The organism is Actinopolyspora xinjiangensis (assembly GCF_900104475.1).
Lineage (GTDB): Bacteria > Actinomycetota > Actinomycetes > Mycobacteriales > Pseudonocardiaceae > Actinopolyspora > Actinopolyspora xinjiangensis.
This window is the reverse complement of record NZ_FNJR01000006.1, coordinates 39,655-55,480: the sequence shown is the minus strand read 5'-3', so window position 1 is coordinate 55,480 and position 15,826 is coordinate 39,655. Positions and strand designations below refer to the sequence as shown.

The following is a 15,826-nucleotide window of genomic DNA, read 5'->3' as shown; positions in this document are numbered from 1 at the left end:
CGAAGTCTCGCGAGGAGAGCGTGTGAGCACTCCGGAAACCTTCTACGACCAGGTCGGCGGCGAAGCCACCTTCCGCGCCATCGTGGCTCGCTTCTACGAGGAGGTCGCCAAGGACGAGCTGCTTCGACCGCTGTATCCGGAGGAGGACCTCAGCGGCGCCGAACAACGGCTTCGCCTGTTCCTCATGCAGTACTGGGGCGGACCGCAGACCTACTCCGAGCAACGGGGCCACCCCCGATTGCGGATGCGGCACGCCCCTTTCAAGATCGGGCTCGCCGAGCGCGACGCCTGGTTGCGCTGCATGCGAATCGCCCTGGACGAAGTGGAGCTGACGCGGCAACAACGCGACCGGCTCTGGCAGTACTTCGAGATGGCCGCGCACAGCATGGTCAACTCGTGGTTCTGACCGGAATCCACCATCAGCCCCGCCCCGGCTGAGCCGACCACCGGATTCCACACCGCGCAACCGGGAAATGCGGCGGCCACACCTCCACCGGCCCTCCCGTGCCGGACCAGGACCGGACACACTCGGTACCGCGCCAACCGGTTCGAGTGACGGACCGTGTCAGGACCGTCGAACACCTCACAGTACGGCTGCGTATCCTGATCGAGCGTGCTCGCCCCCGACACCGGGAACGCACTTCCGGAACCGGTCCACACCGGATCACCGGTTCACGGTCGGCTCCCCGCTGCCACGAGCGAGGCCGGCGGGCCGGAACGTCGGACAGGACACCGGGGGCGAGTGCGCGGTAGGACGGTTATCGACAAACATCGACACCGGAAACGGCGTCGCAGCCAGCGTCCGAGCACATCGGCCCCGTCGCCGAACACTCGGCTCCGGTTGCCGGACGCGGTTAAGGGGTGACCACTGTGCGCCGCTGGACAGAGCAAGACGCCCCCGACCGGGAGCGGCTCCCCTGGTGGTGGGACGCGACCCACTACGCCATCGACATACGCCTGTTCGCCGACTCCGACGGCGACGGCATCGGAGACCTGGACGGTCTGCGCAACCGGCTGGGATACCTCGAACTGCTCGGCATCGACGCGTTGTGGCTCACCGGAGTCGCCATGACCGGAGTGGGGCCCAACGTCGGTGATCCGCGACAGGCCGCCGCGATCCTGGAATCCTTCGAACTACTCACCGCCGCCGCACACGACTGCGGCCTGCGAGTGACCCTCGACATCGGTGCGGACATCTCGGATCTGCGGCAGCCCCGCGCACAGCAGGAGCTGGTCCGTACGCTGCGGTTCTGGACCGACCGGGGAGTGGACGGTTTCCGCCTCGCCCTGTCGCGACGGGGCGGGGTCACCAGGGAGCACGCCCCGAACGGACTCGATCTGGAAACCTCCCGCGCCATCCGGGCCGCGCTGGCCGACGAGTCGGACAGGCTGATCGGGTCGCTGGTGGAGGAGCAGCAGTCCAGTCGAGGCGTGTGGGACGTCGACTTCAACCGCTCGCTGGCGGAAACCGAGTTCGAAGCGGGCAGCATCCGGGAAAAGATCAGCAAGGAACTCGCCGCGTGCCGGGAATTCGGGACACGCCCTGGCTGGATCGTCTCCGGACGGAGCACACCGCGGCAGGTCACCCGTTACGGGGGTGGAGCACTCGGCCGTGCACGTGCCCAGGCGATGTCGCTGGTGTTGCTCGCGCTACCCGGCGTCGTGTGCGTCGACAGCGGCGAGGAGCTCAGTCTGCCGGAGGTCGTCGAGGACGACAACCGCGCCGGTGAGCTCCTCGGAGCGCGGGTGCCGATGCCGTGGGAGGGTGGCAAGCCACCGTACGGCTTCAGCGACTCCCCCACTTCCTGCCTGCCCGTGCCGGAAGACTGGTGGGAGCTGACCGTCGAGGCCCAGTTGGAGAGCGCGGAATCAACCCTGTCGCTGTACCGTCAGGAGCTGGAACTGAAACGTGCCGCTCGCGCCGGGGCCGAGGCCGAGGAGAGCATCGACGCCGAAGGACTCTTCGACGAGGACACCGTGGAATGGTACGGCGCTCCCAACGGGTGCCTGGCGTTCCGACGGGGTGTGGGTGGGGTGATCTGCGCGCTCAACACCTCGGAGAACCAGGTACCGCTCCCGCCCGGCGAGCCGCTCCTCTCCAGCACCCCCCTGGTCGACGGGCAGCTTCCGCCGAACTCCGCGGCCTGGCTGAGCGCGAACTGACTCCCCGACCTTCCACCTCCGGAAAACACCTCACCCCGCACCGAGGCACGAGCGGACCGTTCGAGGACTTACCACCCTCGGACCTCGCGACCGGAGCGCGAGTGCCCGGACGCGGTGGCGAGAATACGACCTCGTTCGGATCGACGAGTTTTCAAGATCCACTCGATCGTGATCCCGTCGACCTCACCGCGACGGGGAAAGTCAGTGACAGGATGGGCCACCGTGGGCTTGAACAGCTTGAGCCACGAAAACTTCCCGGCGACGCGTGGCTGGTGGGAAGGCCGGATCTTCTACCGTATCGACGTGCGGGCGTTCAGCGACTCCGATGCCGACGGAGTCGGTGACCTGGAGGGCGTGCGGGACAGGCTGGGCTACCTGGAGCTGATCGGTATAGACGCCATCTGGTTGACCGGTGTGGTGGCGACCCCGGTGGGACGACCCGGTCACGGTCGCGATGTGGACCCGCTGGTCGGCACACTCGACTCCCTGGAAGCACTGCTGACCGAAGCGCACACCGCCGGGATACGCGTGACGCTCGATCTCGCCGTGGACGGCACGGAGATCACCCGCCCCGAGAACCGGGACGAGCTGGCGGAGTCCGTACGGTTCTGGAGCAGTCGGGGCGTCGACGGTTTCCGGGTCGCCACCGTCCCCGGAATCACCGGTCCGATCGACGAGTCCACGCACCGGGCACTGCGGTTGATCCGCCCGCTGCTCGAACGGGACGGCTCGGTCCTCCTCGGCGGTCTGGTCGACGGCTGGCACACCGACCTCGGCGACCTGGTCGAGCTCGACCTGGGAGTGGACATGCGGTTCAGCATCGCACGGTTCGACGCGGCCGAGATCCAACGGATCATCCGCACCGTCCTGGAAGACGCGGGCAACAACGCGGGTCTGCCGGTATGGACGCTGTCCACCTGGGATTATCCACGTCCCACGACCCGGTTCGGGGGAGGCGTGAACGGCCTGGCACGCGCGCGGGCCATGACTCTGGTCCAATTCGCGCTACCGGGGGTGGTCGGAGTGGACAACGGTACGGAACTGGGGCTGCCGGAGTCCGAGAAACCCGACCGCACGAGCAACCACCCGGCACGCGGCCCGATGCCCTGGGAGGGAACCCATCCCCCCTTCGGGTTCTCCGCCGCGCCGGGAAACTGGTGGCCGACCCCGCCCAGCTGGGCGGCCAGCACGGTGGAAGCGCAGTTGGAGGATCCGCTCTCGACGCTCTCGCTGCACCGCAACGCGATGGAACTACGCCGCCGGCACGAGATCGCGCCTCACGCCGCGGTGCGGTGGTACGGAGCACCACGCGGCTGTCTCGCGTTCCGCTGCGACGATGGCGGTCTCACCTGCGCGCTGAACACCTCGACCTCGACGGTACCGATACCGCCGGGCACGGTGGTGCTGTGCAGCGGGCCGCTGGACGGTGAACGCCTTCCCCCGAACACGGCGGTGTGGCTGACCTGAGCGCCCACCGGACGAGTGCGCCGTCACCCCCGACGGAGCGTTCCGGCGAACGAGGACGACGACCGCCCACCAGGCCAACAACGAATCAGGTCAACAACGGCAACAGCGCGTGCCTCCGACGCACCACCGCACCGAACCGGGAATCGATGCGCAGCCACGACTCGGTGGCGCTGACCCGCACGATCTCCTCCTCCGAGGGATCACTGACCAGGAACCCCATGCCTGTCAGCACGAACAGACAGCGCAGCGGCACTGTTACCCGCAGTCCCGCCCCGCTGACCGTGAACACCTCCTGATCCATCAGCGAAGCGGGCGGGGTGCCTTTCGGCCCCACGTTCTGCCTGGCCACACCGACTCCCTGCTCGGCGACCTCACCGACCACCCTGGCGGGCAGGTCATCCACGTGGCGCCACCCCTCCGGTGGGGGCAGCTCGGACCGCCACAGCAGATCTCGCTCCGGGCCCGGGTCCATGACCGGCCCGTTGGAGACGGTCAACGCGGCCAGCAGCTCGTTGCCGGAGACACTCACGTCGGAGGGCTCGACCTCGCCTCCCACCGAACGAGTGCACAGCGCGTCGAACGGGGTAGCCGACCAGACGTCGACACGTCCGGTACCGGACCTGTTCCGCAACCGGAGCACGGCCTGCCCGTCCAACCGCACGGCACGCGCCACGAACGCGCTCAGATCGTCGCGTTCGACCGAGTCGGGCATCCGCAGTTCAGGCAATTCGTTGCTCCTCGTCCGAGACGACCGGCTCGACCACCCACTCCGAGAGGAACGAACGCTCACCGTCGGTGAGCCGGCGCGGGCGCTCGGCCCGCAGGTCATAGGGCACCATCAGGGTTTCCGCCGTGGCCACCGGATCATCGCCGCCCGCGGTCATGGTGTAGTCGACCACGAACGAGGCCGTGCGCAGCTCGCGCACCGACATGCGCACCTGCACGGTTCCCATGTGGTACTCCACCGGGGAGCGGTAGTCGACCGACAACCGGGCCACCACCATCCCCGCCGACATGCCGTCGTGGCCACGCCGCTCCGCTTCGGTGAAGAGCAGCCCCGCCCGGGCCTCCTCGAGCAGCGTCACGGTCCTGGCATGGTTGACGTGCCCGAAGGCGTCCATATCGGACCAGCGCAGCGGCACTTCGGTGACGTAGGCTCCCACCTTTTCCCTTCCTCACGAAGACAGCCGGACAACACGGCGGGCGCGGTGCGGACCACCGAACCGCCCGGTTACACCGTACGCGGCCACGGTACGGAACCGGACCCGACGAACGGTACGAGCGAGCCCGACAGGTCCGGCGGCCCCGAACACCGTCAGCGCACCATGCTGCGCAGCTGCCTGGCCGCCACCGACAACGTGGCCAGATCCTGACGCCCCGAACGCCTGATCTCCTCCAACGAGGCCCGCGCACGGCCGATTCTGGAAGCGTTGGCCGACTCCCACTGCGCGATCTTGTTCTCCGGGCGATCCTCCGGGTCACTGCCGCGCAGCACATCCACCGCGATGGCACGCAACGACGCGTACAAGTCGTCGCGCAGCGCCAGCCGGGCCAGGGCGTGCCACCGGTTGCCGCGTTCGAGCTCGGCGACCGAGACCAGCATCCGCTCCATGTCGAGGTACTCCGACAACGCGAAGTAGAGCTCGGCGCTCTCCCTCGGGCTGCGCTCGGCGGCCACCCCGGCGTCCCGCTCCGCCAGTTCGGCTATCTCGGTGATGTCGAGAAGCGCGAAGGTGTCCAGCAGAGTGGCCACCCGGCGTGCCAGCTTCTCCGGAACCCCCTGGTTCACCAACCGGTCGGCCTCGGCAGCGGCGTTCGCCGCGGCCCGCCCCTGGACAAGATCCCACACCGAATCGGCCAGCTCGGACACGACCGGCCGGAAACGGTGGATCTCCGCACCGATGGCCAACGGTTGGGGGCGGTTGGACAGCAGCCACCTGGAAGCGCGGTCGAGCAGCCTGCGGGTCTCCAGCACCATGGAGTCGACCACTTCGCTGGGCACCGTACCGTGCAGCCGTTCGATCTCCTCCCAGAGGTCCGGGAGTTCGTAGACCCCGGTGACCACCTCGAAAGCACGCACCGCGTCGGTGGTGTCAGCGCTCATCTCCTCCGAGAGGCGGTACGCGTAGGACACCCCCGCCCCGTCGACCACCTCGTTGACCAGCAGCGTCGTGGTGATCTCACGGTGCAGCGGGTGCTGGCGCACCGCGTCACCGTAGTGCCGCCGCAACGGGCGCGGGAAGTACTCCGGCAGTCGCGAGGCGAAGGCCTCCGTGTCGGGGAGGTCACTGGCCAGCACGTCCTGCTTCAGCGAGAGCTTGACGTGCCCGAGCAGGGTCGCCAGCTCCGGCGAGGTGAGCCCCTCCCCAGCCTTTTCCAGCGCGCGGAACTGCTCCGGTGTCGGCAACGCCTCCAGTTCCCGGTCCAGCCCGGTGCGTTTCTCCAGCTCGGCGACCTGCCTGGCGTGCACCGACAGCATCGGTGCCGCGTGGGCCCGCGACGTGCCGAGCACGGCGTTCTGCCGGTAATTGTCGGTCAGCACCAGTTCGGAGACCTCGTCGGTCATCTCTCGCAGCAACTGGTCCCGGCGGGCGCGGTCCAACCGCCCCTCGGAGACGAGCTGGTCCAGCAGCACCTTGATGTTGACCTCGTGATCCGAGCAGTCGACCCCGGCCGAGTTGTCCAGAGCGTCGGTGTTGACCTTGCCACCGTTGCGGGCGAACTCGATGCGTCCGAGCTGGGTCATCCCGAGGTTGCCGCCCTCACCGATCACCCGTGCCCGCAGGTCGGCGCCGTCCACCCGGACCGGGTCGTTGGCCTTGTCCCCCACCTCCGCGTGAGTCTGGGTACTGGCCTTGACATAGGTGCCGATACCGCCGTTCCACAGCAGATCGACCGGGGCCCGCAGAATCGCCCTTATCAGTTCGGACGGGGCCAGCCGGGAGACACTCTCGTCGATGCCCAGTGCCGCCCGGATCCTGGGATTGAGTGGGATCGATTTGGCCGAGCGTGACCAGACACCACCGCCCTCGCTGATCACGCCCCGGTCGTAGTCGTCCCACGTGGAGCGCGGCATCGCGAACAACCGCGAGCGTTCGGCGAACGAGGCGGCGGGATCCGGATCGGGGTCGATGAAGACGTGCATGTGGTTGAAAGCGGCCACCAGCCGGATGTGCTCGGAGAGCAGCATCCCGTTGCCGAACACGTCACCGCCCATGTCACCGACCCCGACGACGGTGAACTCCTCGCGCTGCGTGTCGACGCCGAGTTCGCGGAAGTGGCGCTTGACGCTCTCCCACGCGCCCTTGGCCGTGATGCCCATGGCCTTGTGGTCGTAGCCGACCGAGCCGCCGGAGGCGAAGGCGTCACCCAACCAGAAACCGTAGGACTCGGCCACCTCGTTGGCGATGTCGGAGAACGTCGCGGTTCCCTTGTCGGCCGCCACCACCAGGTAGGTGTCGTCACCGTCGTGCCTGACCACGTCGTCCGGGGGTAGCACCCTGCCCTCGGCCAGATTGTCGGTCAGGTCGAGCATGCCGGAGATGAACATGCGATAGCACGCGATGCCCTCCTTGAGGGTGGCCTCACGGTCGGCCGCCGTGTCTCCCGTGGGCGAGGGCTGACGTTTGAGCACGAAGCCGCCCTTCGCCCCCACCGGCACGATCACCGCGTTCTTGACCGCCTGCGCCTTGGCCAGTCCCAGGATCTCGGTGCGGAAGTCCTCACGACGGTCGGACCAGCGCAGCCCACCACGCGCCACCGATCCGAACCTGAGGTGCACCCCCTCGAACCGGGGCGAGTACACGAAGATCTCGTACTGCGGGCGCGGCTCCGGCAGGCCGGGAATCCCCTGCGGCTCCAGCTTGAACGACAGGAAGGAACGCGGCCGCGCCTGCTCGTCGGTCACGAAGTAGTTGGTGCGCAGCGTGGCACGGATCAGTCCGAGGTAGGAACGCAGGATGCGGTCGGCGTCCAGGCTGGTGACCTCGTCGATGGCTTGTTCGACGGCCTCGACCTGCCCCTGCTCCCGGGAGACCCGCGCCGCATCCGCTATCCGCGGGTCGAAGCGCGTCTCGAACAGCCCGACCAGGCGCACCGTGATCGCCTCGTGCGTGATCAGCGCGTCCTCGATGTAGTCCTGACTGTAGGCCACCCCGACCTGTCGCAGGTACTTCGCGTAAGCACGCAGCACGGCGGTCTGCCGCCAAGTGAGTCCGGCGCGCAGCACCAGCGAGTTGAACCGATCGACCTCCGAGTCGCCTTGCCAAGAGGCGTGGAAGGCTTCCTCGAAACGCTCCCGCAACGTGTCGATCCGCTCTCCGCCGGACTGCTCCAGCAGTCCCCGCTCGGGGCGCAGTCCGAAATCGAAGATCCACCTGACGGTGTCGTCGTCCAACGTGATCTCATAGGGGCGTTCGTCGACGACCTCCACACCCATGCTCTGCAGCACCGGGAGCACCATGGACAGGGTCACCCGCTCGGTGAGAAACATCTTGAAGCGCCGGTCTCCCGGGCCCGCGTCCCGAGGCACGTAGAACGACATCGCGAGGTCACCGGGTTGGGAGAGCGTCTCCAGCCGGTGCAGGTCGACCAGACCGTCCGCCGCGCCGAAATCCTCCTTGTACGCCTCCGGGAAGGCCGAGGCGTAACGCAACCCGGCCTGGCTGGTGGTCTCGGAACCGAACGCGACGAGACCCCCGTTCCGCCGGGCCTCTACGCGGTCGCCGAGCCGTTCCGACTCGACCTGTTCGACCATGTCGTCATCCCAGGTACGAATCGCCTCGCTGAGACGTCGCTGCACCCGGTTGACGTCGGGGTCGAACCGGGTACCCGGCTCGGTGTGAACCACGAAGTGCACCCGTGCGAGCGCCGACTCACCCACCCGGGTGCTGTATTCCAGCCCGGTCCCCCCCAGTTCGGCCAGCAGCACCTCCTGCATGGCCAGTCGGGAACGGGTCGTGTAGCGATCACGCGGCAGGTAGACCAGACACGAGAAGAACCGTCCGTACGGATCTCGACGCAGGAACGGCTTGAGCTTGCGGCGCTCCGCGAGCGCGAGCACTCCGGTGATTATCTCCAGCAGCGTGTCGGCATCGGTGGCGAACAGCTCGGTACGCGGGTAACTCTGGATCTCCTCGAGCATGCGCTGGCCCGAGTACGACTCGATGGGGAACCCCGCGCGGTGGATGACCTCCCGAGCACGGCGAGCTATCACCGGGATCTCCAGCACGTTCTCGTGCAGCGCGGTGGTGGTGAACAGACCGATGAAGCGGTGCTCCCCGACCGTCACGCCTTCGGCGTCGAAGGTCTTGACCCCCACGTAGAACGGATGCCCGGCGCGGTGCACGGGAGAACTCGCGTTCGCCTGGGTCAGCACCAGCAGTTCGTCCGGGGACGAGTCGACGAGCACGTCCTGTCCGGTGGACAGGTTCCGCGCGGTGCCGCTGTCGGAGCGAAGGACCCCCAGCCCGGAGGCGAGCACGGGCCGCAGGGTCGCGCTGCCGGTCTCCTCGTCCCGCACCACCTCGTCGTGGCGGTACCCCAGGAAGGTGAAGTGACCATCGGCGAGCCAACGCAGCAGGGCGGCGCCGTCGGTGGTCTGCTCCTGGGGCACCGGGGACGCGGTCGTTTCCAACGAATCGGCCAGTTCGCGCGCGGTCTGGTGCATGCGGTCGGTGTCCTCGACGACCTCCCGCACGTCGGTCAGCACCGTCAGCAGACCGTTCTCCAGCTCGGCTATCCGGTCCGCGTCCACCAACCTGTCGATCTCGAGGAACATCCACGACTCGGCCAGCGTGCCCTCGGGGGGATTCGAGGGGTCCGCATCGGGCAGCACCTCGTGCAGCTCACCGGCCACGTCCCTGCGAACCACCACGATGGGGTGAACCACCCGCTGCACCTGTGCACCGGCCCGCGACAGCTCCGCGATGACGGAGTCGACCAGGTAGGGCATGTCGTCGGTGACGAGCTGGACCACCGAGGCGGGGCTGTACCAGCCCTGCTCGGCACGGGTCGGGTTGAATATCCGCACCAGCGGACGACCAGGGGTGCGGTGCCTGGCCAGTTCGTAGTGCGAAAGCAGTGCGCCGGCGAGATCGTCCGGCTCCTCGCCGACGACCTCCTCGGCAGGCACGTGGCGGTAGTAGGTACGCAGCAGGTGGGCCAGCTCCGGGACCGTTCGCACGGCTCGCTCCACCAGGCTCGTCAGATACTCGGGACCGATCGCACCGGGATCGGGTGCCCCATCGGTGCGTTCACCGTTCGACGCGGTCGGTTCGGTACTCAACTGTCCGGATTCAGAGGTCATCGTCACGCAGCTCCACAACTAGCGGCACCTCGTTGTGCCAACAAGACCACCCTAGAGTGCGCGGCAGCGTGATCGGTGATGGCCTGAAAAGATCAAGCCGTGTGAAGTTTCCCGCTCCGCCCCGCCCCACACCACGTCGCCAGTGGTCGGGCGAGGATCTGTGAGCAGATGGGGGACGGCCGGAAGCGCGATCAGCGGACGTGAGGGGTCCAGCTGTGAGAGCTCCCCGTCTCGGTCTCCCCGGCAGCGTGCCTCCTGCCCGCCCTCGAGGGGGTGTCGTCGGTCCCGGTGCGGGCCGCGGTCTCCTCCCGGGAAGAGGGTTCTTCCCCGCCGGGCCAACGCGGTTCCCGGTCCGCACGGGGTACGGTTCCCGGTTCCCTCCCGGAAACATCCCCCGAAACTTCGGAACGTCCGAACGACCTCTCGCTCGATGTGGGGGACGACTCGGTGCCTGCGGGATCCTCCCCCCGCCTACCGCTGCGGTAGGCCACGAGCGCCTCGGCGAGCAGGTCGGCCAGTCCTGCCTGCCCCTGTCCGGAGTTCTCACCCCCGGAAGAGTTCATCTCGGAGAAATCCCGGATCAACTCCCTGCTCTGCTCCAGCAGGTGTTCCGGGACCGCAGCTGGTTGTCGCACCGCATCCCCCGGAGGGTCGGCTTCCCCCTCGTCCGGGGCCACTGCGGGGTGGGCCGTTCCGGTTCCGCCCACCGATTCCGCGCGTTCCTCGGAACCAACCGGTTCTTCGGGCTCAGCCGGTTCCGCGCGACGACGCCGACCGCCGGCTCCCGGAGTGGTTCCGGTGCCCTCGGCGGAACGACTACGCCGTGGGCGGGAAGTTCCCCTTCCCTCCGCTTCGAGAGCGGCTCGTATCTCGGCCAGTGAACGCCCCCGGGAACGCCGGGCCGGTGGCTCCTCGGTTTCCGTCGGTTCCACCGGCCTCGAAAGCAGAGAAGTTCCGTCGGTCCCCGGCTCGGAGGAGCCTTCCCACGGGTGGGCGGGCTCGGCGGTGTGCCCCACTGTTGAAGGTCCCGACGCGGGGAAACCTCCGGGTTCGGAGGGCTCGGCCACATCACCGGAAGGCGGGTCGGTCTCCGGCCAAGCCTGCAGCCCGGCGGGAGGTTCCTCCGCCCGTTCCCCCGAAGAACCCGAGGACGGGGCGCTCGGGACGACCGGCATTATGGTGGTCACGTCCTCCGAGCGGGTGGAACTCGGGAAGTCCGTTCCTGTCCCTGGTGACGAGTCGACGGTCCGCTCCGTGACCGGCCAACCGAAATCGGTCTCCGCCTCGGTACCGGCGGGAAAGTCCACCGCGGTCGAGGTCTCGTCCGCATCCACCCCGGGAAAGGACGGTTGCGGCTCCGGCTCGGCCCGCCGAGCGGAACGAGTATCCCCACCGGAGGCGGCGAGCTCCCGGAGTTCGTCCGGACCGACCGAGTTCGGGAGCCCCTCCTCGTTCCTCTCCGGAGCACGGTGCCGCCTCCCCGAGGTCGCTTCCGCCGGATATGGGGGGGCTGAGCGGTGCGGTGTCCCGCCGGAGGTGAGCGAGCTCCGATCCCCGTGCGGCGCTTCGGAAGGCTCACGCGTGTCAGCACTGTCCTGTGCGTGTCGGTGCCGCACGGTTTCGGAGTACGGAGTGCGCGGTGCCGTGCCACCGGCCAGCAGGTCGTTCATCAGACGGCGAGCTTCCTGCCTCGCGTCCGGTCCCTCCGGCACCGGGCCCGCGTCGGCAGCAGAGGCCCGACGGGAAGCCGAGGCTTGTTCGGCCCCGTGAGCAGAGACGTTCCCACCGGACTGTTGTGACGGGATCGCGGAGTTCGGTGCCGGAAACTCCTCCGAGAGGCGGAGTCTTGCCCGTTCGACCGTTCTGCGCCAGTGGTGGTCGGCCGAGTAGGCATCACGAACGCAGCGCAGCGCCTCGGGAAGGTCCGAGGCTTTCTCGTGGAGCTGCGACAGCGTGTTGAGCAGGGCGGCCTGCAGATCGAACAACTCGTGTCTGCGGGCACCGCTCAGGGCCTCGGTCAACGACTCGAGCGCCGTCCGCTGGTGCCCGGCGGGAAGGTGGACCCGAGTGGCCAGCGCGAGCCGCAGCCACCCCACCGGGGCAGCCGCGGCGGCTCGCAACGGCTGTCGCAGGACATCGGTGGAGCACCGCAGCGCTTCCTCCTGCTTTCCCAGATCGAGCAGGGACTGGACCTGTTCGAGCACCAACCCCGCACGGATCTCACCACCGTCCGCGGCCGGATCACCCAGCCGCTCCAGGAAGTCGAGTCCCGAAGCGGCGGCCTCGATCGCCGGCGCGAACTCACCGTTGCCCCGATAATGGGCCGCCCGGACGGACGCGACCCTGGCTCGGAGCAACTGAGTGGTGTCCTGGTCCTCGGTCGACTCGGCGGCGTAGAGCCGGTCCGCCTCGTCCAACGCCTCGACGCGCTCCGCGGCGCGGCGGTGCATCGGCAATGCCCCGCACAGCTCGATCAGGGCGTGCGCCCGCAGCCGCGCCGGGACTCGTTCCAGTTCCAACAACGGGTGCAACACCCGCAACGCGGCCTCGGGGCTGCCGCTGCCACGGGCACAGCACGCCAGTTCGACCCGAATACTTTCCAGTGGATCGGATGCCCCCGCACGCTCGGCGTCCCGGAAAGCACCGAGCGCCCGCTCCGTTCCCGCGACGGAACGCCCCAACCGGTTCCCGGCGAAAAGCGCGATCGCCTCCGCCTGGAGCCGCTGCTCGGTGTCACCGGTTCGCCTGGCGTAGGCGGTCGCGCGGTTGGCGAGCAACAGGGCCAATTCGGGAACCCGCCAGCGCAACTGCCAGGCGGAATCCACCAACTCGTGGCCGGGGTTGCTCGTCCGCGAACCGCGCTCCCTCGCCAAATCGACTCTCCGATCCTCAGCCGCGGGTCAGTTTGCGATGGGTAACCCGGTGCGGACGTGCGGCCTCGGCGCCCAACCGGTCGATCTTGTTCTTCTCGTAGCCCTCGAAGTTGCCCTCGAACCAGAACCACTTCGCGGGGTTCTCTTCATCACCCTCCCAGGCGAGGATGTGGGTCGCCACACGATCGAGGAACCACCGGTCGTGGGAAATCACCACAGCACAGCCGGGGAATTCCTGCAGCGCGTTCTCCAGTGAGGACAACGTCTCCACGTCCAGATCGTTGGTGGGCTCGTCCAGCAGTAGCGTGTTACCACCCTGCTTGAGCGTCAACGCGAGATTCAACCTGTTGCGTTCGCCGCCGGAGAGCACCCCGGCCGGTTTCTGCTGATCGGCTCCCTTGAACCCGAAGGCGCTGACGTATGCCCGCGAAGGCATCTCGACCTGACCGACCTGGATGTGGTCCAACCCGTCAGAGACGACCTCCCAGACGTTCTTGTTGGGGTCGATGCCGGAGCGGTTCTGGTCCACGTAACTGAGTTTGACCGTGTCACCGACCCGCACCTGGCCGCTGTCCGGCTCCTCGAGGCCGACGATGGTCTTGAACAGGGTCGTCTTGCCGACACCGTTGGGACCGATGACCCCCACGATGCCGTTGGGCGGCAGCGTGAACGAGAGGCGGTCGATGAGCAGGTTGCCCTCGAATCCCTTGCTCATCTCGTTGGCCTCGACCACGAGGTTGCCCAGCCGGGGCCCCGGCGGGATCTGGATCTCCTCGAAGTCCATCTTCTTGGTCTTCTCGGCCTCGGCGGCCATCTCCTCGTAACGTTCCAGACGCGAGCGCGACTTCTTCTGCCGCGCCTTGGTGTTGGAACGGACCCACTCGAGCTCGTCCTTGAGCCGCTTCTGCAGCTTGGCATCGCGCTTGCCCTGTACCGCGAGCCGTTCGGACTTCTTCTCCAGGTAAGTGGAGTAGTTACCCTCGTAGGGGTAGGTGTTGCCCCGGTCGAGTTCGAGGATCCACCCCGCGACGTTGTCCAGGAAGTAGCGGTCGTGGGTCACGGCCAGCACGGCACCGGCGTAGTTGGACAAGAACTGCTCCAACCACTGCACGCTCTCCGCGTCCAGATGGTTGGTGGGCTCGTCGAGCAGCAGCAGGTCGGGCCTGCTCAACAGCAGCTTGCACAGCGCGACCCTGCGCCGTTCACCGCCGGACAGGTAACGAACCTCGGCTTCGGGAGGTGGACAGCGCAGCGCATCCATCGCCTGCTCCAGCTGGGAGTCCAGCTCCCAGGCATCGGCGTGGTCGAGCTCCTCCTGGAGCTTGCCCATCTCCGCCATGAGCTCGTCGGTGTAATCGGTGGCGAGCTGCTCGGCGATGCTGTTGAAGCGGTCCAGCTTCTCTTTGATCTCGCCAACGCCCTCCTCGACGTTGCCGAGTACGGTCTTCTCCTCGTTCAGCGGGGGCTCCTGCTGCAGGATGCCCACGGTGTAACCGGGGGAGAGAAAGGCCTCACCGTTGTTCGGGTGGTCGAGTCCGGCCATGATGCGCAGCACGCTCGACTTCCCGGCCCCGTTCGGCCCCACCACACCGATCTTGGCACCGGGATAGAACTGGAGCGTCGCGTTCTCCAGTATCACCTTGTCCCCGTGCGTTTTGCGCACATTCTTCATGGTGTAGATGAACTCGGCCATGCCTCCGATCGTAGATGCGTCGGGGCTCGTCGTCTGCACTGCGTCCGCGCCGTGAGCCCCCTCGACAAGGAGACCGACGATCACTCGGCGTATCCGTGCGCGCCCCCACGCGAAATTCGAACGCCAGCGACGGAGTCGATCACGATCCGCGCCTCTGGAGGTGTCCGGACCTCGCGCGCGGAGGGAGACGAAACGGTGAGGGCAAGTGGTGGCACGGCGGGTCGGGCCGTGCCACCACCCGATCAGTTCCGAACATCAGACCCCGAGCGCATGGGGTGAAGTGCTCTCGGTCGAGCTAGCACACGGTGGAACAGCCCGCAAGTACTCACGGGAGACGGACTCGGAGGACTGCCCACCGGCTTCCGAGTCGCAGACCTCCGATCGGGATTCGTGCAGCACATCAAGTCCTACCGCGCTGGCATCGACCTCCGCGGCGGTTCGCCGCTGCCCATCGGTCTCGTACTCCCTGGTACGCAGTCGGCCCGTGACCAACACCGAATCGCCCTTCTCCAGAGCTTGGGAAACTCCCTGGGCGAGCTGTTTCCAGCAGTTGACGGTGGCGTGGACCCGGTCACCATCGACCCAGCACTGGTTCACCCGGTCGAAACGGCGAGCGATGCTGACCATGCGGAAGCTCGCGACACGGTTGCCGTGTTTGGTCTCACGAGTCCTGGGGGCACTGAGAACTTCACCGACAAGAGTGACAGCGGTCTCGTACATGAGCTCCTGCCCTTCCACCACTTCTGGCGTGGTCGTCTCGGTTGCGCGGCGCCGGACGGCGCCGCATTCAGACTGCCCGGAGCCGAACACGAAAAGCGACATTTATATCACTTTGTGTGCACAACTCGTGGTCATGTGGACAATTCGCGGAAATGGTCCCCGGAAAGGGAACCGACAACGCGCCCACAAGCCACCCGAAAGAGCGAAAGCAGGGGGCGACAGCGGGGGTGACATAACGACTCGATAGCGTGGAAGCGCAACGCATAGAGTTGAGCTCGGAGCGCGACTACGATGCTGTCGACAGCCCGTCGTCGCTGCTCAGCCCGCCGTGACACGACCCGCGACAGGAAAACGAAAGAGATTCAGGCAACTGGGATCAAACGCTCGGGATTATGATCGGCTTGCCATTCGATACCGTCTCGGCAACAGCCTCCGTGTGGGTTCTCCGTAAAGCGAGGAGAACCGTTAGTCTGCTTGACGCGACACGGCACGCGCCGTGAGCACGTGTCCGGTGTCGTTCGAGCCCTCGTAGCTCAGACGGATAGAGCAAGAGACTTCTAATCTCTAGGTCGCAGGTTCGAATCCTGCCGGGGGCGCCTCCAT

The 15,826-nt window shown here is 67.4% G+C and carries 9 protein-coding genes and 1 tRNA gene; 4 read left to right on the top strand and 6 right to left on the bottom strand.

Annotation, left to right across the window (positions count from 1 at the left end; genetic code table 11):
* Positions 1 to 22 precede the first annotated feature (22 nt).
* The 3 genes from BLQ75_RS10715 (at position 23) to BLQ75_RS10705 (ending at position 3,630) form a co-directional block, all read left to right on the top strand.
* A complete protein-coding gene (locus tag BLQ75_RS10715; RefSeq protein WP_092601230.1) occupies positions 23 to 406 on the top strand; it encodes a globin in 384 nt (127 codons plus the stop codon).
* 464 nt (positions 407 to 870) lie between these two features.
* Positions 871 to 2,163, top strand: a complete 1,293-nt coding sequence (locus BLQ75_RS10710; protein WP_244515430.1) for an alpha-amylase family glycosyl hydrolase — start codon at positions 871 to 873, stop codon at positions 2,161 to 2,163.
* A 222-nt stretch (positions 2,164 to 2,385) separates the two neighbouring features.
* Entirely contained in the window at positions 2,386 to 3,630 is a 1,245-nt protein-coding gene (locus BLQ75_RS10705; protein ID WP_244515428.1) for an alpha-amylase family glycosyl hydrolase, read from the top strand.
* Between the two features lie 85 nt (positions 3,631 to 3,715).
* On the opposite strand, the gene BLQ75_RS10700 is transcribed toward BLQ75_RS10705, so the two are convergent.
* From BLQ75_RS10700 to ssb, 6 genes are all read right to left on the bottom strand, one after another.
* Positions 3,716 to 4,357, bottom strand: coding sequence for a DUF8010 domain-containing protein (locus tag BLQ75_RS10700; protein WP_092601226.1), 642 nt, complete (start codon positions 4,355 to 4,357; stop codon positions 3,716 to 3,718).
* On the bottom strand, positions 4,350 to 4,793 hold the full coding sequence (locus tag BLQ75_RS10695) for an acyl-CoA thioesterase (RefSeq protein WP_092601224.1): 444 nt from the start codon (positions 4,791 to 4,793) through the stop codon (positions 4,350 to 4,352). The genes BLQ75_RS10700 and BLQ75_RS10695 overlap by 8 nt, the downstream gene beginning before the upstream one ends.
* A 152-nt stretch (positions 4,794 to 4,945) precedes the next feature.
* Positions 4,946 to 9,937: an NAD-glutamate dehydrogenase gene (locus BLQ75_RS10690; RefSeq protein WP_092601222.1), complete on the bottom strand. Its 4,992-nt coding sequence runs from the start codon at positions 9,935 to 9,937 to the stop codon at positions 4,946 to 4,948.
* Positions 9,938 to 10,128: 191 nt separating this feature from the next.
* Positions 10,129 to 12,810 (bottom strand): tetratricopeptide repeat protein, encoded by a 2,682-nt coding sequence (locus BLQ75_RS10685; protein WP_092601220.1) that lies wholly within the window; start codon positions 12,808 to 12,810, stop codon positions 10,129 to 10,131.
* 16 nt (positions 12,811 to 12,826) lie between these two features.
* Complete coding sequence (gene ettA / locus BLQ75_RS10680; RefSeq protein WP_092601218.1) at positions 12,827 to 14,503, bottom strand: energy-dependent translational throttle protein EttA; 1,677 nt, start codon at positions 14,501 to 14,503, stop codon at positions 12,827 to 12,829.
* A gap of 255 nt (positions 14,504 to 14,758) precedes the next feature.
* Positions 14,759 to 15,223, bottom strand: a complete 465-nt coding sequence (gene ssb, locus BLQ75_RS10675) for a single-stranded DNA-binding protein (protein WP_244515427.1) — start codon at positions 15,221 to 15,223, stop codon at positions 14,759 to 14,761.
* A 522-nt stretch (positions 15,224 to 15,745) separates the two neighbouring features.
* Here ssb and BLQ75_RS10670 point away from each other — a divergent pair.
* A tRNA-Arg gene (locus tag BLQ75_RS10670) sits at positions 15,746 to 15,819 on the top strand.
* Positions 15,820 to 15,826: the final 7 nt, after the last annotated feature.